Origin of the sequence: Streptomyces sp. NPDC007872, from assembly GCF_042868165.1 — a bacterium.
Classification (GTDB): Bacteria; Actinomycetota; Actinomycetes; order Streptomycetales; family Streptomycetaceae; genus Streptomyces.
Genome location: NZ_JBIAEA010000001.1, coordinates 1142945 through 1160398 on the forward strand (window position 1 = coordinate 1142945; position 17454 = coordinate 1160398).

Below are 17454 nucleotides of genomic sequence, written 5' to 3' on the forward strand. Positions count from 1 at the left end.
CCTCCGGACCGCCCGCGATGCCCGGTTCCTCCCGCTCTTCGATACTGGGGCCACTGCCGCCCCGAGGAGAGTCACGTGGCCGACCCCGCACCCCCGCGCGACCGGACCGACCAGCCCTGGCGCTCGGAAGGGGCCCCGCCGCCCCCGTCGCCGAAGAAGCGGATGCCGGGCGGCTGGGGCGGACTGATCCTCACCGCGCTCGTCGTGTACCTGATCACCAACATCGTCCTGTCGTTCTTCAACGACGGCGACGGCCCGACGATCTCGTACACCGAGTTCGACAAGCAGGTCGCCGCCGGGAACGTCACCAAGATCTACTCCAAGGGCGACGCGATCCAGGGACAGCTCAAGGACAAGCGGCCCGTCCCCGACGGCAAGGGCGACTACACCAAGTTCACCACCCAGCGGCCCGCCTTCGCCGACGACGACCTGTGGGCGCAGCTCACCAGGCAGAACGTCGTCGTCACCGCCGAGCCGGTCGTCCAGGAGCGCAGCTTCCTGGCCAATCTGCTCCTCTCGCTCGCCCCGATGCTGCTGCTCGTCCTGCTCTGGGTGTTCATCGCCCGCCGGATGAGCGCGGGCATGGGCGGCGCCGGCGGCATGCTGGGCCGCAAGCAGCCCCCCAAGCCGGTCGAGCTGGAGACCGGGAAGCGCACCACGTTCGCCGACGTCGCCGGCATCGACGAGGTCGAGGGCGAGCTCAACGACGTCGTCGACTTCCTCAAGAACCCGGACGCCTACCGGGCGATGGGCGCCAAGATGCCCCGCGGCGTGCTCCTCGCCGGGCCTCCCGGCACCGGCAAGACGCTCCTCGCGCGGGCCGTCGCGGGCGAGGCCGGGGTGCCGTTCTTCTCGGCCTCCGCCTCCGGGTTCATCGAGATGATCGTGGGCGTGGGCGCCTCCCGGGTGCGGGAGCTGTTCTCCGAGGCCCGCAAGGTCGCCCCGGCGATCGTCTTCATCGACGAGATCGACACCATCGGCCGGGCCCGGGGCGGCGGCTCCGGGACGGGCGGCCACGACGAGCGCGAGCAGACCCTCAACCAGATCCTCACCGAGATGGACGGCTTCACCGGCTCCGAGGGGGTCATCGTCCTCGCCGCCACCAACCGCGCCGACGTCCTCGACCCCGCCCTCACCCGGCCCGGCCGCTTCGACCGGATCGTCCACGTCAACCCGCCGGACCGGGGCGGCCGCGAGGCCATCCTGCGGATCCACACCCGGGAGATCCCGCTCGCCAAGGACGTCGACCTGGAGCAGGTGGCCCGCACGACCCCCGGCATGACCGGCGCCGAGCTCGCCAACCTCGCCAACGAGGCCGCGCTCCTCGCGGTCAAGCGCGAGCAGAGGGCCGTCACGCAGTCCGATCTGTCCGACGCCCTGGAGAAGGTCCAGCTCGGCGCGGAGCGGCCGCTGGTGATGCCGGAGGAGGAGCGGCGGCGGACCGCGTACCACGAGAGCGGCCACGCCCTGCTCGGCATGCTCCAGCCCGGCGCCGACCCGGTCCGGAAGATCACCATCGTGCCGCGCGGCCGGGCCCTGGGCGTGACCCTGTCGACCCCCGACGCCGACAAGTACGCCTACACCGAGGAGTACCTGCGCGGCCGGATCGTCGGCGCCCTCGGCGGGATGGCGGCCGAGCAGGTCGTCTTCGGCGTGATCACCACCGGCGCCGAGAGCGACCTGGAGCAGGTCACCGCCATCGCCCGGGGCATGGCGGGCCGGTGGGGGATGAGCGAGCGCGTCGGCCGCCTCACCGCCATCCCGAGCGACGCCCAGCAGGCGTACGGCCTGTCGGCGGCCCCCGCGACCCTCGACACCGTCGACCGGGAGATGCGGCGGATCGTCGACGAGTGCTACGAGATCGCCCTGCGGCAGCTCGGCGACCACCGCGACAGGCTGGACGCCCTGGCCGAGGCCCTCCTGGCGAACGAGACCCTGGAGGAGGACGCGGCCTACCGTGCGGCGGGCATCACCCGCCCGGCCCCGGGCCCCGAGCCGGGCGTGGGCCCGAACCCGGAGCGGCCGGGGGCGTGACGGGGCGGGGCGCGCGCGGGCTCCGGGGCGTGACGGGAGAGGCGCGTACGGGTCCCGGGGCGCGGCGGCAGGGGCGTGTACGGGCCTCAGAGCGTGACGGCAGGGGCGCGCGGGTCCCAGGGCGTGACGGCAGGGGCGCGTACGGGTCTCAGGGCGTACGGGTCTCAGGGCGTGCGGGTGAGTACGTACCGGAAGACGTTCGGCATCCACACCGTCCCGTCCGGGCGGACGTACGGGGCGAGCGCCTCCTCGATCTCCTTCTCCACCTGCGAGGGGTCGGTGGCCCGGACCGCCTCGTCGAAGGCGCCCGTCGACAGGAGGCCCCGCACCGCGCTGGCCCCGTCCGCGTACCCGAAGGGGCAGGCCACCCGGCCCGAGCCGACCGGCCGCAGTCCCGCCGAGGCCGCGAGCGCGTCCGGGTCGGGCCCGAGCCCCGCCGCCGGGCGGCGGTCGGCGAGCCGGGCCGCGAGCCGCAGGACCGGCTCCGTGGCGCACCGCTCCGGGGGCCCCCAGCCGGCGAGGACGACGGTCGTGCCCGGTTGGGCCGTACGGGTGACCGCCGCGAGCTCCGGGAGCAGGGCGTCCGTCGCGTGGAAGGCGGTGACCACGTCGTACGGGGCGCACTCCGGCGGCTCGTCGGTGACGGCCACGTCCTCCGGGAGCCGCTCCCTGGCCAGCTCCACGCGCGCGTGGTCCCGGTCCGCGCCGGCCACCCGGGCGCCCCGCGCGGCCGCCATGAGGAGGGCCAGGCCCGAGCCGCAGCCCAGGCCGAGGACCCGGGAGTTCCCGCCCACGCCGAGGCGGTCGTACACCGCCTCGTAGAGGGGGACGAGCATCCGTTCCTGGATCTCGGCCCAGTCGCGCGCGGGGTGGTGCGGGACGAGCGTAGGTGTCATGGATAAGCGCCCCAATCAGTGCTCGGACGACAGCCCCCCGTAGTCAGGGAACTGCGCATCCGGTGCCGCGTCCAGTGGTCGGAGCGGACCGATTCGTCCGAGGGAGGGGCGGTGTGCGCCCGCGTGCGCCGACCCGGTAATGTCCCCGCAACACTTCGCGCCCGTTCCGGGCCCCCTCGCGGGAGGGGTGCACGCGCTCGGATCCCCCGGAGCACGGGGGCGTACGCGGTCGGACTGCGCGCCGGGGCGTATGCGCCGCTACGTACGGGCTTGCGGCCCCCTGCGCGGCTTCTCCGCAGATCGGCGCACTGGCCCTCGTCGGGACGCATCAACGGCAACTGACTGGTACGTGCAAAATATTTGGGATGCCCCGGAATGGAACCCGGGGGCGTTCCGGCTCGTTGTACCCGACGTGAGCACGACACCACCTGTTCTCGCCGCAGAGCTGGCACAGGCGTGGGCCGACATTCAGCGGCACCACCCCGAGCTGCCCGACCTTGCCGCGCCCGAATCCCTCATCGGAGAGTCCTCGTCCGCCTGCGGCGCCGAACTCTCCTTCGAACGACTCCTCCACGAGGCAGTCCACGGCATCGCCGCCGCCAGAGGTGTCCGGGACACCTCCCGCGCCGGCCGCTACCACAACCGCCGCTTCCTCGCGATCGCCGAGGAGATGGGCCTCGACCACCCCGAGGAGCCGCACGCCAGCAGCGGCTTCTCCCTGGTCACGCTCAACGCCGAGGCCAGGCGGCGCTACCGCCCCACCATCGAGCGGCTCCAGCGCGCCCTCAAGGCCCACACGGTCGCCACGGCCGCCGACACCAAGCGCTCCTTCCGCGGACCGGCCGCCCGGCACGGTTCCTCGGGCGGCGGCGTGCGCGTCAAGGCCGTCTGCGACTGCGGGCGCAACGTGCGCGTGGTCCCGTCGGTGCTGGCCCAGGCCCCGATCGTCTGCGGCGGCTGCGGCAAGCCCTTCCGCATCCCGGAGACGGTGGGCGCCGCCAACTGACCCCGCGGCGTGTGGCACAATGGCTAGCTGTACTCGACAGTCGCACAGGACCCCTCTCTCCTCCGGCTGACGCGTCCATCGGGCATCCGAGTACCGCAACCCCACGTGGCATCTCAAGTGCCCAACCACGTCATAGACCAGGAGACACCACTCCAGTGGCAGTCAAGATCAAGCTCAAGCGCCTCGGCAAGATCCGCCAGCCGCACTACCGCATCGTCGTCGCCGACTCCCGCACCCGCCGTGACGGTCGCGCGATCGAGGAGATCGGCCTCTACCACCCGACGTACAACCCGTCGCGTATCGAGGTCGACTCCGAGCGTGCGCAGTACTGGCTGTCCGTCGGCGCCCAGCCGACCGAGCCGGTCCTCGCCATCCTGAAGCTCACCGGCGACTGGCAGAAGCACAAGGGCCTCCCGGCCCCCGAGAAGGCTCTGCTCGTCCCGGCGACCAAGGAGGCGAAGCGCGCCTCGTTCGACGAGTTCGCGAAGACCCTCGAGGGCGGCGACGACAAGGGTGAGGCCATCACCCCGAAGGCCAAGAAGGCCGACAAGAAGGCGGACGAGGCCGAGGCCGCGTCCACCGAGTCGACCGAGGCCTGATCATGCTCGAGGAGGCTCTCGAGCACCTCGTGAAGGGCATCGTCGACAACCCCGACGAGGTGCAGGTCGCCTCGCGCAACCTGCGCCGGGGCCGCGTGCTGGAGGTCCGGGTCCACCCCGACGACCTCGGCAAGGTGATCGGCCGCAACGGCCGCACCGCGCGTGCGCTGCGCACCGTCGTGGGGGCCATCGGCGGCCGTGGGATCCGGGTCGACCTCGTCGACGTGGACCAGGTCCGCTGAGAAGTTCGGCAGCATCACCTTGAGTTGTGCCGGCACGGGCCGGGGAGGGCTTACGAGCCCGCCCCGGCCCGTTGTCGTACGAGCTGTGTGACAGGAGAGAGTGAAGCAGTGCAGTTGGTAGTCGCGCGGATCGGGCGCGCCCACGGCATCAAGGGCGAGGTCACCGTCGAGGTGCGCACGGACGAGCCCGAGCTCAGGCTCGGCCCCGGCGCCGTCCTGCTCACCGACCCGGCCTCCACCGGGCCGCTGACCATCGAGACCGGCCGCGTGCACAGCGGCCGCCTGTTGCTCCGCTTCGAGGGCGTCCGCGACCGCAACGCCGCCGAGGCCCTGCGCAACACCCTCCTCATCGCCGAGGTCGACCCCACGGAGATGCCCGAGGAGGAGGACGAGTACTACGACCACCAGCTCATGGACCTCGACGTCGTCCTCGCCGACGGCACCGAGATCGGGCGCATCACCGAGATCTCCCACCTGCCGTCCCAGGACCTCTTCATCGTCGAACGCCCCGACGGCACCGAGCTGATGATCCCCTTCGTCGGGGAGATCGTCACCGAGATCGACCTGGAGGAGCAGCGGGCCGTGATCGACCCGCCGCCCGGCCTGATCGACGACCGCGCCGAGATCGCCTCCTCCCGCGAGGAGTCCGAGGACGAGTCCGGTTCCGGTTCCGGTTCCGGCGAGGAGCGGGCATGAGGCTCGACGTCGTCACGATCTTCCCCGAGTACCTCGAACCGCTGAACGTCTCCCTCGTCGGCAAGGCACGCGCGCGCGGACAGCTCGACGTCCACGTCCACGACCTGCGCGCGTGGACCCACGACCGGCACAACACGGTCGACGACACCCCGTACGGCGGCGGCCCCGGCATGGTCATGAAGACCGGGCCCTGGGGCGACGCGCTCGACCAGACGCTCGCCGACGGGTACGAGGGCGGCGCCCACGGTCCCGTCCTCGTCGTCCCCACCCCCAGCGGCCGGCCCTTCACCCAGGAACTGGCCGTCGAACTCTCCGAGCGGCCCTGGCTGATCTTCACCCCGGCCCGCTACGAGGGCATCGACCGCCGCGTCACGGACGAGTACGCGACCCGGATGCCGGTCTACGAGGTCTCCATCGGCGACTACGTCCTGGCCGGCGGGGAGGCCGCCGTCCTCGTCGTCACCGAGGCCGTCGCCCGGCTCCTGCCCGGCGTCCTCGGCAACGCCGAGTCCCACCGGGACGACTCCTTCGCCCCCGGGGCCATGGCCAACCTCCTGGAGGGTCCCGTCTACACCAAGCCCCCCGAGTGGCGCGGCCGGGGCATCCCCGACGTCCTCCTCAGCGGCCACCACGGGAAGATCGCCCGCTGGCGGCGCGACGAGGCCTTCCGCCGCACCGCCGCCCACCGGCCCGACCTCATCGAACGCTGTGACCCGGCCGCCTTCGACAAGAAGGACCGGGAGATCCTCTCCATGATGGGGTGGGCCCCCGAGCCCGGCGGCCGATTTTGGCGCAGGGTCGAGGGCGTGGAAGAATAGGCCGCTGTCGTCCGTCCGGCGCGCGCCCCTGCCACAGGGGGAACGACGCCGCCAGGAGCGGACGGCCTCTGACATCACCTTCGAACGTACCGCTGATGACCTGTGGCATCAGCGAGGAAAGAGACCTCCATGGCCTCCCTGCTCGACCAGGTCAACGCGGCTTCGCTCCGCTCCGACCTCCCCGCCTTCCGCCCGGGCGACACCGTCAACGTGCACGTCCGCGTCATCGAGGGCAACCGCTCCCGCATCCAGCAGTTCAAGGGCGTCGTCATCCGCCGCCAGGGCTCGGGCGTCAGCGAGACCTTCACGGTCCGCAAGGTCTCGTTCTCCGTCGGCGTCGAGCGCACCTTCCCGGTCAACAGCCCGATCTTCGAGAAGATCGAGCTCGTGACCCGCGGTGACGTCCGTCGCGCCAAGCTCTACTACCTCCGCGAGCTGCGCGGCAAGGCCGCCAAGATCAAGGAGAAGCGCGACCGCTGAGCCCCGGCTCCCGGCACGCACCACGCTTCCGACTCCCCGCACGGGCAAGCCGGATAGGCTTGCCCGGCGATGGACACCGAAGCACAGCACACGGAGCGCGGCCCCTCTTCCGACACGGATCCCGACAGGGACTCCGGTACGGGGGAAGGGCCGCGCTCCGCGCGCGTTTCCGGGGGTCCGGAGGGCTCCGGTTCCGGCCCCGGTCCCGGTTCCGGTTCCGACCCCGGCCCCGGCACTGGCCCCGGCTCCGGTGGCACCGAGGACGCCGGCATCGTGTCCTCCTGGCGGCGCACGGCCCTCGTGGGCGGCGCCTGCGTGGCCTTCCTGCTGCTCCTGAGCCACTTCGTGGTGCAGCCGTTCCTCATCCCCAGCCGCTCCATGGAACCGACGCTCCGGGTCGGCGACCGGATCCTGGTGAACAAACTGACGTACCGCTTCGGCGACGAGCCGCGCCGCGGTGACGTCGTCGTCTTCGACGGCACCGGCTCCTTCGTACGGGAGGAGCCCGAGGGCGACCCCGTCACCGGCCTGCTGCGCGACGCGGCGGCCGCCCTCGGACTCGCGGAGCCCGCCGAGACCGACTTCGTGAAGCGGGTCGTCGGCACCGGCGGCGACCGGGTCGTCTGCTGCGACCGGGACGGCCGGCTCACCGTCAACGGCGTCACCGTCGTGGAGCGGTACCTGATGCCCGGGGACCCGCCCTCCGGCGTGCCCTTCGACATCGTCGTCCCCCCGGACCGGCTCTGGGTCATGGGCGACCACCGCAGCCAGTCCAGCGACTCCCGGGACCACCTGGGCAGCCCCGGCGGAGGCATGGTCCCCGTCGACAAGGTCGTCGGACGCGCCGACTGGATCGCCTGGCCCTTCGGCCGCTGGACCGGCGTGGCGGGCACGGACGGCTTCGACGCTGTACCGGCGCCACCCCCCGGCGGACACCCAACGGGGCCCGCGGGCGGCGGGGCGGGGACCCGTGGGTAGCCGGGGCCGCCCGGCCGGCGGGGCCGGTCACGCCCCCGAACGCGGCTCCGCCCGGCCCGGACGCGCCGAACGGCGCAAGCTCGCCCGCAAGGTCAAGCGGCGCCGGCAGCGCTCCGCGATCCGGGAGATCCCGATCCTGATCACGGTCGCCGTGCTCATCGCCCTCGTCCTCAAGACCTTCCTCGTCCAGGCGTTCGTCATCCCCTCCGGCTCCATGGAGCAGACGATCCGGATCAGCGACCGGGTGGTCGTCGACAAGCTCACCCCCTGGTTCGGCTCCCACCCGGAGCGCGGCGACGTCGTCGTCTTCAAGGACCCCGGCGGCTGGCTCCACGAGGACCCCGTGCCCCCCTCCGACGACCCCGTCGGCGTCAAACAGGCCAAGCAGGCGCTGACCTTCATCGGGCTGCTGCCCTCGGCCGACGAACGGGACCTCATCAAGCGGGTCGTGGCCGTCGGCGGCGACACCGTCCGCTGCTGCGACGCGGACGGGCGGCTCACCGTCAACGGCGTACCCCTGAACGAGCCGTACCTCCACCCGGGGAACCCGCCGTCCACCATCCCCTTCGAGGTGAAGGTCCCCGAGGGCCGGATCTTCGTCCTCGGCGACCACCGCTCCGACTCGGCCGACTCCCGCTTCCACCTCGACGAGGAGGACCACGGCACGGTCGCGGAGGAGCAGGTCGTGGGGCGTGCCGTGGCGATCGTCTGGCCCGTCGGCCACTGGCGGGGCCTGGAGGAACGGGGCACCTTCGCCGGAGTCCCGGACGCCCGTGCGGGCTCCGGTGAGGCGCTCGGTCCGTCGCATAGTGTGTCCTCGCGGAATCTGAACGGATTGCCCGGGCTCCCGACCCCTGCGGAACTTCTGCTCGTTATGGGAGTGGTGGGCCTGTCCCTGTTCCGGGGCAGGCGTTCGCACGGACTGAGGAGTGGATGTGGGGGATGTGGCCGTCGGCGCACGATCCGGACACGATGAGCCCGAGAAGAGGGCCGACGAGGCCAGGGCCGACGACGTGACGGGTGGCAACGTGACGGATGACGAGGTGTCGCACGGCGACGGCGCGCCGCGCGACGACGAGACGGGCGGGTCCGGCAGGGCCCCGAAGAAGCAGCGTTCCTTCTGGAAGGAACTGCCGCTCCTCGTCGGCATCGCGCTGGTGCTCGCACTGCTGATCAAGACCTTCCTGGTGCAGGCGTTCTCGATTCCCTCGGAATCGATGATGAACACCCTCAAGAAGGGCGACCGGGTGCTCGTCGACAAGCTGACGCCGTGGTTCGGCTCCGAGCCCGAGCGCGGCGAGGTCGTCGTCTTCCACGACCCGGGCGGCTGGCTGGAGACCGCCGAGACGCCCAAGCCGAACGTCGTCCAGAAGTTCCTCAGCTTCATCGGCCTCATGCCGTCCGCCGAGGAGAAGGACCTCATCAAGCGCGTCATCGCGGTCGGCGGCGACACCGTCTCCTGCAAGGAGGGCGGCAAGGTCGTCCTCAACGGGGTGGCGCTCGACGAGACCTCGTACCTCTACCCCGGCTCCGTGCCCTGCCAGGACTCCTTCGGCCCGATCAAGGTCCCCGAGGGCCGCATCTGGGTCATGGGCGACAACCGGCAGAACTCCCTGGACTCCCGCTTCCACCAGGAGCTCCCGGGCGGCGGCACCGTCGCCAACGACCTGGTCGTGGGCCGCGCCGTCGTCGTCGCCTGGCCGGTCACCCGCTGGGCCACGCTCCCCGTGCCCGGCATCTTCGACAACCCGGCCCTGAACAAGGCGGTGGCCGCCGCCCCCCTGGGCGCGGCGAGCGTCGCCGGAGCGCTCCCGCTGGTGCTGTGGCGCCGGAAGAAGCAGCTCGCGCGGCATACCGCCGGGTAACGACCCGCGGGTAGTGTGCCGTCCCGGACCGTCGACAGACCTCTGGGGTGCACATGAGCGGAACCATACGGACCAAGGGCGGCCGCGGCCGCCTCGGCAGCGTGCTGTCGGGGCTGACCGTGGCCGTCGGCTGTGTGCTCTTCCTCGGAGGGTTCGTCTGGGGCGCCGTGCTCTACCGGCCGTTCACCGTCCCCACCGACTCCATGACCCCCACCCTCGACGTGAACTCGCGCGTGCTCGCCGAGCGCATCGACGGGGCCGAGGTGAAGCGCGGCGACGTCGTCGTCTTCAACGACCCCCTCTGGAGCTCCTCGCCCATGGTCAAGCGGGTCGTGGCCGTCGGCGGCGACACCGTAGCCTGCTGCGACGCGCAGGGGCGGCTCACCGTCAACGGCCGGGCCGTCGACGAGCCGTACCTCAGGCCCGGAATGGGCGGCCTTACGATCGCCTCCGGCCAGGAGTTCTCCGTGACCGTCCCCGAGGACAGCCTCTTCCTCCTCGGCGACGACCGGCACACCTCCCTCGACTCCCGCACCCACCTCGAAGAGGCCGGACACGGCTCGGTGCCCCGCTCCACGGTCGTCGCCAGGGTCGACGCCGTCGTCTGGCCCGCCAAGGGCCTCCTGGACCGCCCCACGGGCTTCGCGGGCCTTCCGGGCGGCGTCTCGCGGCCGGGGCCGTTCACGACCCTCCTCACGGTGATCGTGGCCGGCGGCGCCCTGGTCTTCGTGGGGGCCGCGTACGGGCCGGTGGCGCGGCTCCTGAACCGACGACCGGGCGCCCGGGGGACCGGGGCCCGGGAGGGGGCGGGGGTATGACGGAGCCTGTGCGGGAGACGGAGATGGAGGCGGAGACGAGGACGAGGACGGGTACGGGTACGGGGGAGTTCGTGGTGGGTGCGGGGGAGACTGTGCCTGGTGCGGGGGAGCCCGCGGTGGGCGCGGAGGAGTTCGTGCCGGGTCCGGCGCCCGTGGTCCGGAAGGTCGCGCGGGTGGTCCTGCTCGATCCGGAGGACCGCGTCCTGCTGCTGCACGGCCACGAGCCCGAGGACCCCGGCCTCTCCTGGTGGTTCACCCCCGGCGGGGGACTGGAGGGCGACGAGACCCGGGAAGCGGCGGCGCTGCGCGAACTCGCGGAGGAGACCGGCATCACCGACGTCGACCTCGGCCCCGTCCTCTGGACCCGGCACTGCTCCTTCCCCTTCGCCGGACGGCGCTGGGACCAGGACGAGTGGTACTACCTCGCCCGCACCCGCCGGGCCGGAGCCGCACCCGGGCCGCGGGCCCTCACGGAGCTGGAGACCCGCAGTCTCTCGGGCCTGAGATGGTGGACCTCCGCCGAACTGTCGGCCGCCCGTGAGACGGTGTACCCGACCAGGCTCGCCGAGCTGCTGCGCACGCTGCTCGACGAGGGGCCTCCGCGTGCACCGGTCGTCCTCGCCCCGGAAATCGTCTAGGGGACGCGTACGGCTGGCGCACAATGGGGGGACGCACGGCTGAAGGGGAACATGCCATGAGCGCCGAGGACCTCGAGAAGTACGAGACCGAGATGGAGCTGAAGCTCTACCGGGAGTACCGCGACGTCGTCGGCCTGTTCAAATACGTGATCGAGACCGAGCGACGCTTCTACCTCACCAATGACTACGAGATGCAGGTGCACTCGGTGCAGGGCGAGGTCTTCTTCGAGGTCAGCATGGCCGACGCCTGGGTCTGGGACATGTACAGGCCGGCCAGGTTCGTCAAGCAGGTCCGTGTCCTCACGTTCAAGGACGTGAACATCGAGGAGCTCAACAAGAGCGACCTCGAACTTCCCGGTAGCTGAGGCCGGCGGTAGTCGAGCCCGGTAGTAATCGAGCTCGGCGGCAGTCGGGTCTGGCGGCAGTCGGGTCCGGTAGCAGTCGGGTCTGGCGGCAGTCGGGTTCGGCGGCAGGGGAGCCGCCGGACGATCACCCCCGCGGGTGAGGGGGTTCTCCACAGCACCTCGGTCATCCACAGCCTCGCACACGGAACGCCCCAACCCGTCACAGTCGGTGACGGAGGTGGTCCGTATGAACACGACCGACACGACCGGCACGACGGACAGGACCGGCGCCACCCGCGCGCTCGGACGGTACGGGGAGGAGCTGGCGACCCGCCGGCTCACCGCGACCGGCATGCACATCCTCGCCCGCAACTGGCGCTGCGGCCGGGCGGGCGAGATCGACATCGTCGCCCGCGACGGCGACACCCTCGTCATCTGCGAGGTCAAGACCCGGCGCCACGGCGCCTACGAGCACCCGATGGCCGCCGTCACGCCCCGCAAGGCCGCCCGGCTCCGCCGCCTCGCCGACTGCTGGCTCGACCGCAGCGGCACTCCGGCCCCCGCCGGAGGCGTCCGCATCGACCTCGTCGGCATCGTCCTGCCCCGCCGCGGCGCCCCCGTCCTCACCCACGCCCAGGGGGTGGCCTGATGGGATTCGCCCGCACCTGCTCCGTCGCCCTCGTCGGCGTCGAGGGCGTCGTCGTCGAAGTACAGGCCGACCTCGAACCCGGCGTTGCCGCCTTCGCCCTCGTCGGCCTCCCCGACAAGAGCCTCACCGAGAGCCGCGACCGCGTCCGCGCCGCCGTCGTCAATTCCGGCGGCGAATGGCCCCAGAAGAAACTCACCGTCGGCCTCAGCCCGGCGTCCGTCCCGAAAGGGGGCAGCGGTTTCGATTTGGCCGTCGCCGCCGCCGTACTCGGCGCCGCCGAGCGGATCGACCCGCGCACCATCGCCGACCTCGTCCTCATCGGCGAACTCGGACTCGACGGACGCGTCCGCCCCGTCCGCGGCATCCTGCCCGCCGTCCTCGCCGCCGCCGACGCCGGATACCGGCAGGTCGTCGTCCCCGAGCAGACCGCGGGCGAGGCCTCGCTCGTCCCCGGGGTCTCCGTCCTCGGCGTCCGCAGCCTCCGCCAATTGATCGCCGTCCTCACGGACGAACCCGTCCCCGACGAGGAACCCACCGAGGAGGGACGGCCCGACGCCATGCTCGCCGGGCTCCTCGTCCCCGGAGCCGGCATCGGCACCGGCCTCGCCGCCGACCCCGCCGAAGGGCCCGACCTCGCCGACGTCGCCGGTCAGCGCCGCGCCCGCCGCGCCCTGGAGATCGCCGCCGCCGGCAGCCACCACCTCCTGCTCTCGGGACCGCCCGGAGCGGGGAAGACCATGCTGGCCGAGCGCCTCCCCGGCATCCTCCCGCCCCTCACCCGACAGGAGTCCCTGGAGGTCACCGCCGTCCACTCCGTCGCCGGCATCCTCCCGCCCGGCGAACCCCTCGTCCGCCGCGCCCCCTACTGCGCGCCCCACCACTCCGCCACCATGCAGTCCCTCGTCGGCGGCGGGAACGGCCTCCCGAGGCCCGGCGCGGTCTCCCTCGCCCACCGCGGCATCCTCTTCCTCGACGAAGCCCCCGAATTCTCGGGCAAGGCACTGGACGCGCTCCGCCAGCCCCTCGAATCCGGACACGTCGTCATCGCCCGCGCCGCCGGCGTCGTCCGCCTCCCCGCCCGTTTCCTCCTCGCCCTCGCCGCCAACCCCTGCCCCTGCGGCCGGCACACGCTGTACGGCGCCGGCTGCGAATGCCCGCCCGCGCTCGTCCGCCGCTACCAGGCGCGCCTCTCCGGGCCCCTGCTCGACCGGGTCGACCTGCGCGTCGAGGCCGAGCCCGTCACCCGCGCCGACCTCCTCGGACAGGGCGGCAGGGGAGAGACCACCGCCGTCGTCGCCGAGCGCGTCCGCGAGGCCCGCGCCCGGGCCGCCGCCCGGCTCGCCGACACTCCCTGGAGGGTCAACAGCGAGATCCCCGGCCACGAGCTCCGCACCCGGTACCACGCAGCGCCCGGAGCCCTCGCCGAGGCCGAACGCGACATCGAACGCGGACTGCTCACCGCCCGCGGCCTCGACCGCGTCCTGCGCGTCGCCTGGACCGTCGCCGACCTGGCCGGACACGACCGGCCTGACCACCGTGACGTCGCCCTCGCCCTGGAGATGCGCACCGGCGTCGCCCGCGGCGTGCCCGTCGGAACGGGGGACCGCGCATGATCCCCGGCGCTCCCACTCCCCCCACTCCCTCCACTGCTTCCTCGGCCTCGGCCTCCGCCGCCTCCACTGCTTCCTCGGCCTCCGCCTCCGCCACGGCCGAACGGCTCGCCCGCGCCGCCCTCACCCGCACCGTCGAACCCGGCGACGAACACGCCGGCCGCTGGATCCGCCGGTACGGAGCCACCGGCTTCCTCGAACGACTCCTGCACCCCGACGACGGCCGTCTCGACGACACCCGCTCCCACGGCATTCGCCTCGACGACATCCGATCCGATGACACCCGATCCGACGACGACACCCGTCGTGACGCCGTCACTCGCCCCGACGACGCCGCCCCTCCCGGCAGGGGCCCCTTCCCCGGCACCGGTCACAGACGCGTCGCCTCCTGGCGACTGCGCGCCACCGCCGCCGAACCCGCCCGCGACCTCGACACCGTCCACGCCCTCGGCGGCCGCTTCCTCATCCCCGGCGACATCGAATGGCCCCGGCAGCTCGACGACCTCGGAGACGCCCGCCCCATCGGCCTCTGGCTCCGGGGCCCCGCCGACCTGCGTACCTGGGCCCTGCGCTCCGTCGCCCTGGTGGGCGCCCGCGCCTGCACCCCCTACGGCGCCCACATCGCCACCGACCTCGCCACCGGCCTCGCGGGAAAGGGCTGGGTCGTCGTCTCGGGAGCCGCCTACGGCATCGACGCCGCCGCCCACCGGGGAGCCCTCGCCGCCGACGGCGCCACCGTCGCCGTCCTCGCCTGCGGCGTCGACGTCCCCTATCCCCGCGGCCACGACCGGCTCATCCGGCGCATCACCGAACAGGGCCTGGTCGCGGGGGAGTTGCCGCCCGGGAGCCACCCCACCCCCAGCCGTTTCATCCTCCGCAACCGCGTCATCGCCGCCCTCACCCGCGGAACCGTCGTCGTCGAGGCGCAGCACCGCAGCGGCTCCCTCTCCACCGCCCGCGCCGCCGCGCGGCTCGGCCGCCACACCATGGGCGTGCCCGGGCCGGCCACCAGCGCGCTCTCGGCGGGCGTCCACGAACTCCTGCGCGGCGATGCCACCCTCGTCACCGACGCCGAGGAGATCGTGGAACTCGTCGGGGACATGGGGCAGCTCGCCCCGGCGCGCCGGGGACCCGTCCTTCCGCGCGACCTCCTCGCCCCCGCCACGGCGCACGTTCTGGAGGCCGTCCCCGCCCGCGGCCCCACCCCCACCACCGTCATCGCCCGGCGCGCCGGGACCCACCCCGACGAGACCCTCGCCAAGCTGTACGAACTCCACTCCCTCGGCTTCGTCGAACGGTACGGAGCGGGCTGGCAGTTGACGAACGGCACCGCACAGGCGTCGAACGTGCGGCGAGGCGGTACTTGACCTGGAGCATTCGGGTGAAAAGGTGAAGCCGATGAACAATCGAGTTCCCTCGACCGCCTCCGAGGGGCCGACCCGCGCCACGGCCCCGGTTCGAAGACGTGACCGACGGGGTCCACCCGGAGCGGCGCGATCCACCGATGTTCGCTCACCGCGACGGCGCACTCACGCTACGCTCACCGGGATTCCCTCCACGACACCCACGCCCACACCGACACACCCGACAGCAGAACGGCTCAAGGCGACGCATGCCCCAGCACACCTCCGGGTCTGACCGCGCTGCGGTGCCCCCAGCGGCCAGGAGCACCGTGCGACCGCCCGCACCGACCTCCCTCGACGAACTGTGGCGGTCGTACAAGGACACGGGCGACGAGCGGCTGCGGGAGCAACTGATCCTGCACTACTCGCCCCTCGTCAAGTACGTCGCGGGACGGGTCAGCGTCGGGCTGCCGTCCAACGTGGAACAGGCCGACTTCGTCTCATCCGGCGTCTTCGGCCTCATCGACGCCATCGAGAAGTTCGACGTCGAGCGCGCCATCAAGTTCGAGACGTACGCCATCACCCGCATCCGCGGCGCGATGATCGACGAACTCCGCGCCCTCGACTGGATCCCGCGCTCCGTCCGGCAGAAGGCGCGCAACGTCGAACGCGCCTACGCCACCCTGGAGGCCCAGCTCCGCCGCACTCCCTCCGAGGGCGAGGTCGCCGCGGAGATGGACATCACGCTGGAGGAACTGCACGCGGTCTTCAGCCAGTTGTCCCTGGCCAACGTGGTCGCCCTGGAGGAGCTGCTGCACGTCGGCGGCGAGGGCGGGGACCGGCTCTCCCTGATGGACACGCTGGAGGACACGGCCGCCGACAACCCCGTCGAGATCGCCGAGGACCGCGAGCTGCGCCGGCTGCTCGCCCGCGCCATCAACACGCTCCCCGAACGCGAGAAGACGGTCGTCACCCTCTACTACTACGAGGGCCTCACGCTCGCCGAGATCGGCCACGTCCTGGGCGTCACCGAGAGCCGCGTCAGCCAGATCCACACCAAGTCCGTCCTCCAGCTCCGCGCCAAGCTGGCCGACGTCGGACGCTGAGCGGCGCGGTCCGGTCGTACAGTGGAGCCGTGCCCAGGATTCGAGCGGCCTCCGTGGCCGAGCACCGGACGATGCAGCGCGGCGCCCTGCTGGACGCCGCGCGTTCCCTGTTGTCCGAGGGCGGGACGGAGGCACTGACCTTCCCCGCACTCGCCGAGCGCACGGGCCTCGCCCGCTCGTCGGTCTACGAGTACTTCCGATCGCGCGCCGCCGTCGTCGAGGAGCTGTGCGCCGTCGACTTCCCGGTCTGGGCCGCCGAGGTCGAGCTGGCCATGGCCGACGCGGAGACGCCCCAGGACAAGGTCGAGGCGTACGTCCGCAAGCAACTGGAGCTGGTCGGGGACCGGCGTCACCGCGCGGTCGTCGCCATCTCCGCCGGCGAGCTGGACGACGGCGCCCGCGAGAAGATCCGCGCGGCCCACGGTGGCCTCGTCACCATGGTCGTCGAAGCGCTCGCCGCCCTGGGGCAGCCCCGCCCCCGCCTGGCCGCCATGCTCCTCCAGGGCGTCGTCGACGCCGCCGTCCACCGCCTCGAACTCGGCGCGGCCGAGGACCCCGCGGAGATCACCGACGCGGCGGTCACGATGGCCCTCCACGGCGTCAACGGCTCCCCGGCCTGACCGCCCGAAGAAAACATCAGGGGGCTCCCCTCCCCCCCGCCCCCTCCCCCCGCCCCCTCCCCGTCGTTTCTCAGCCCCCCAGCGGCAGTAGCCGTGACGGCCCCCGTCTCGTCAGGAGCAGGGGGTTCAGGTAGTGGTCGCCCCTGCGGAGGCCCCAGTGGAGGCAGGTTTCCGGGCAGTGGGTGCCGGGGGTGACGCGGGCGATCGTGGTGCCCGCAGGGACGGTGGTGCCGGCCGGGACCAGGGGGGTCACCGGGGAGAAGGTCGTGCGCAGCGGGGGAGTGCCCGTGCCCGGGAGGGTCAGGGTGAGGACGCCCCGGCCGCCGACCGGGCCCGCGAAGGTGACCGTGCCCGCCACCGGGGCCAGGACCGGGGTGCCCGGTGGTGCGGCGAGGTCGACGCCGCGGTGGCCCGCCGCGTACGGGCCCGGCGGGGGCTGCCAGCCGCGGACGATCTCGGGCGGCGGTGGGCCGCCCACCGGCCAGAAGGAGCCGAGGGCCAGGAGCAGGGTCGTGAGCCAGGTCGTCGTGAAGTGCATGGGGAGAGGTTCCCCCGGCCGTCCGGTCCGTGCGGTTCGCGGGCGGTTTCTGTGGACTACTCACCGGTTGTGGACAGCGCCGTCACCCGCTGCCCCCGGGGTCCCGTACACTTCCTATGGCGACTCGGGTCACCGGGTCGACTTCGCACGCCCCGCCACGGTCCTCCGACGGTG

The 17454-nt window shown here is 72.8% G+C and carries 20 protein-coding genes; 18 read left to right on the forward strand and 2 right to left on the reverse strand.

The window, feature by feature from the left end:
* Window positions 1-75 precede the first annotated feature (75 nt).
* Window positions 76-2034, forward strand: a complete 1959-nt coding sequence (ftsH, locus tag ACFYNX_RS04695; RefSeq protein ID WP_388657582.1) for an ATP-dependent zinc metalloprotease FtsH — start codon at window positions 76-78, stop codon at window positions 2032-2034.
* Between the two features lie 164 nt (window positions 2035-2198).
* Here ftsH and ACFYNX_RS04700 read toward each other — a convergent pair whose 3' ends face one another.
* The gene (locus tag ACFYNX_RS04700; RefSeq protein WP_388657585.1) at window positions 2199-2930 is read right to left on the reverse strand and encodes a class I SAM-dependent methyltransferase; all 732 of its coding nucleotides are present in this window, start codon (window positions 2928-2930) and stop codon (window positions 2199-2201) included.
* A gap of 412 nt (window positions 2931-3342) precedes the next feature.
* Here ACFYNX_RS04700 and ACFYNX_RS04705 point away from each other — a divergent pair, with 412 nt between their 5' ends.
* From ACFYNX_RS04705 to ACFYNX_RS04785, 17 genes are all read left to right on the forward strand, one after another.
* Window positions 3343-3936, forward strand: a complete 594-nt coding sequence (locus ACFYNX_RS04705; protein WP_030223094.1) for a hypothetical protein — start codon at window positions 3343-3345, stop codon at window positions 3934-3936.
* 155 nt (window positions 3937-4091) lie between these two features.
* A complete protein-coding gene (gene rpsP, locus ACFYNX_RS04710; protein WP_015036470.1) occupies window positions 4092-4535 on the forward strand; it encodes a 30S ribosomal protein S16 in 444 nt (147 codons plus the stop codon).
* Window positions 4536-4537: 2 nt separating this feature from the next.
* Window positions 4538-4777, forward strand: a complete 240-nt coding sequence (locus tag ACFYNX_RS04715) for an RNA-binding protein (protein ID WP_020868149.1) — start codon at window positions 4538-4540, stop codon at window positions 4775-4777.
* Window positions 4778-4885: 108 nt separating this feature from the next.
* Window positions 4886-5473 (forward strand): ribosome maturation factor RimM, encoded by a 588-nt coding sequence (gene rimM / locus ACFYNX_RS04720; RefSeq protein WP_388657590.1) that lies wholly within the window; start codon window positions 4886-4888, stop codon window positions 5471-5473.
* On the forward strand, window positions 5470-6291 hold the full coding sequence (gene trmD / locus ACFYNX_RS04725; RefSeq protein WP_365546417.1) for a tRNA (guanosine(37)-N1)-methyltransferase TrmD: 822 nt from the start codon (window positions 5470-5472) through the stop codon (window positions 6289-6291). Before rimM ends, trmD begins: the two co-directional genes overlap by 4 nt.
* A 129-nt stretch (window positions 6292-6420) precedes the next feature.
* Window positions 6421-6771: a 50S ribosomal protein L19 gene (rplS, locus tag ACFYNX_RS04730; protein ID WP_030223083.1), complete on the forward strand. Its 351-nt coding sequence runs from the start codon at window positions 6421-6423 to the stop codon at window positions 6769-6771.
* Window positions 6772-6840: 69 nt separating this feature from the next.
* Window positions 6841-7749, forward strand: a complete 909-nt coding sequence (gene lepB / locus ACFYNX_RS04735) for a signal peptidase I (RefSeq protein WP_388657593.1) — start codon at window positions 6841-6843, stop codon at window positions 7747-7749.
* Window positions 7742-8725: a signal peptidase I gene (lepB, locus tag ACFYNX_RS04740; protein WP_365546411.1), complete on the forward strand. Its 984-nt coding sequence runs from the start codon at window positions 7742-7744 to the stop codon at window positions 8723-8725. The genes lepB (ACFYNX_RS04735) and lepB (ACFYNX_RS04740) overlap by 8 nt, the downstream gene beginning before the upstream one ends.
* The gene (lepB, locus tag ACFYNX_RS04745) at window positions 8694-9614 is read left to right on the forward strand and encodes a signal peptidase I (RefSeq protein WP_388657845.1); all 921 of its coding nucleotides are present in this window, start codon (window positions 8694-8696) and stop codon (window positions 9612-9614) included. Before lepB (ACFYNX_RS04740) ends, lepB (ACFYNX_RS04745) begins: the two co-directional genes overlap by 32 nt.
* Before the next feature lie 53 nt (window positions 9615-9667).
* Window positions 9668-10432, forward strand: a complete 765-nt coding sequence (gene lepB, locus ACFYNX_RS04750) for a signal peptidase I (RefSeq protein ID WP_388657596.1) — start codon at window positions 9668-9670, stop codon at window positions 10430-10432.
* A 23-nt stretch (window positions 10433-10455) separates the two neighbouring features.
* Window positions 10456-11070: an NUDIX hydrolase gene (locus ACFYNX_RS04755; protein ID WP_388657848.1), complete on the forward strand. Its 615-nt coding sequence runs from the start codon at window positions 10456-10458 to the stop codon at window positions 11068-11070.
* A gap of 56 nt (window positions 11071-11126) precedes the next feature.
* Complete coding sequence (locus ACFYNX_RS04760; RefSeq protein ID WP_005311352.1) at window positions 11127-11435, forward strand: DUF2469 domain-containing protein; 309 nt, start codon at window positions 11127-11129, stop codon at window positions 11433-11435.
* Window positions 11436-11661: 226 nt separating this feature from the next.
* On the forward strand, window positions 11662-12063 hold the full coding sequence (locus ACFYNX_RS04765) for a YraN family protein (protein WP_365546407.1): 402 nt from the start codon (window positions 11662-11664) through the stop codon (window positions 12061-12063).
* Window positions 12063-13676: a YifB family Mg chelatase-like AAA ATPase gene (locus tag ACFYNX_RS04770; protein WP_388657599.1), complete on the forward strand. Its 1614-nt coding sequence runs from the start codon at window positions 12063-12065 to the stop codon at window positions 13674-13676. Before ACFYNX_RS04765 ends, ACFYNX_RS04770 begins: the two co-directional genes overlap by 1 nt.
* Complete coding sequence (gene dprA, locus ACFYNX_RS04775) at window positions 13673-15040, forward strand: DNA-processing protein DprA (protein WP_388657601.1); 1368 nt, start codon at window positions 13673-13675, stop codon at window positions 15038-15040. The genes ACFYNX_RS04770 and dprA overlap by 4 nt, the downstream gene beginning before the upstream one ends.
* A 245-nt stretch (window positions 15041-15285) precedes the next feature.
* Window positions 15286-16122, forward strand: coding sequence for an RNA polymerase sigma factor WhiG (gene whiG / locus ACFYNX_RS04780; RefSeq protein WP_365546399.1), 837 nt, complete (start codon window positions 15286-15288; stop codon window positions 16120-16122).
* Between the two features lie 53 nt (window positions 16123-16175).
* The gene (locus tag ACFYNX_RS04785; protein WP_388657851.1) at window positions 16176-16742 is read left to right on the forward strand and encodes a TetR/AcrR family transcriptional regulator; all 567 of its coding nucleotides are present in this window, start codon (window positions 16176-16178) and stop codon (window positions 16740-16742) included.
* A gap of 70 nt (window positions 16743-16812) precedes the next feature.
* Here the strand turns inward: ACFYNX_RS04785 and ACFYNX_RS04790 are convergent, their stop codons facing one another.
* Entirely contained in the window at window positions 16813-17280 is a 468-nt protein-coding gene (locus ACFYNX_RS04790) for a murein hydrolase activator EnvC family protein (protein ID WP_388657604.1), read from the reverse strand.
* Window positions 17281-17454: the final 174 nt, after the last annotated feature.

Coding starts and splice junctions, on each gene's coding strand:
- ACFYNX_RS04700 (WP_388657585.1), bottom strand. CDS start 2,930: ATGACACCTACGCTCGTCCCGCACCACCCCGCGCGCGACTGGGCCGAG.
- ACFYNX_RS04715 (WP_020868149.1), top strand. CDS start 4,538: ATGCTCGAGGAGGCTCTCGAGCACCTCGTGAAGGGCATCGTCGACAAC.
- trmD (WP_365546417.1), top strand. CDS start 5,470: ATGAGGCTCGACGTCGTCACGATCTTCCCCGAGTACCTCGAACCGCTG.
- rplS (WP_030223083.1), top strand. CDS start 6,421: ATGGCCTCCCTGCTCGACCAGGTCAACGCGGCTTCGCTCCGCTCCGAC.
- lepB (WP_388657593.1), top strand. CDS start 6,841: ATGGACACCGAAGCACAGCACACGGAGCGCGGCCCCTCTTCCGACACG.
- lepB (WP_388657596.1), top strand. CDS start 9,668: ATGAGCGGAACCATACGGACCAAGGGCGGCCGCGGCCGCCTCGGCAGC.
- ACFYNX_RS04755 (WP_388657848.1), top strand. CDS start 10,456: ATGGAGGCGGAGACGAGGACGAGGACGGGTACGGGTACGGGGGAGTTC.
- ACFYNX_RS04760 (WP_005311352.1), top strand. CDS start 11,127: ATGAGCGCCGAGGACCTCGAGAAGTACGAGACCGAGATGGAGCTGAAG.
- ACFYNX_RS04765 (WP_365546407.1), top strand. CDS start 11,662: ATGAACACGACCGACACGACCGGCACGACGGACAGGACCGGCGCCACC.
- ACFYNX_RS04770 (WP_388657599.1), top strand. CDS start 12,063: ATGGGATTCGCCCGCACCTGCTCCGTCGCCCTCGTCGGCGTCGAGGGC.
- dprA (WP_388657601.1), top strand. CDS start 13,673: ATGATCCCCGGCGCTCCCACTCCCCCCACTCCCTCCACTGCTTCCTCG.
- whiG (WP_365546399.1), top strand. CDS start 15,286: ATGCCCCAGCACACCTCCGGGTCTGACCGCGCTGCGGTGCCCCCAGCG.
- ACFYNX_RS04790 (WP_388657604.1), bottom strand. CDS start 17,280: ATGCACTTCACGACGACCTGGCTCACGACCCTGCTCCTGGCCCTCGGC.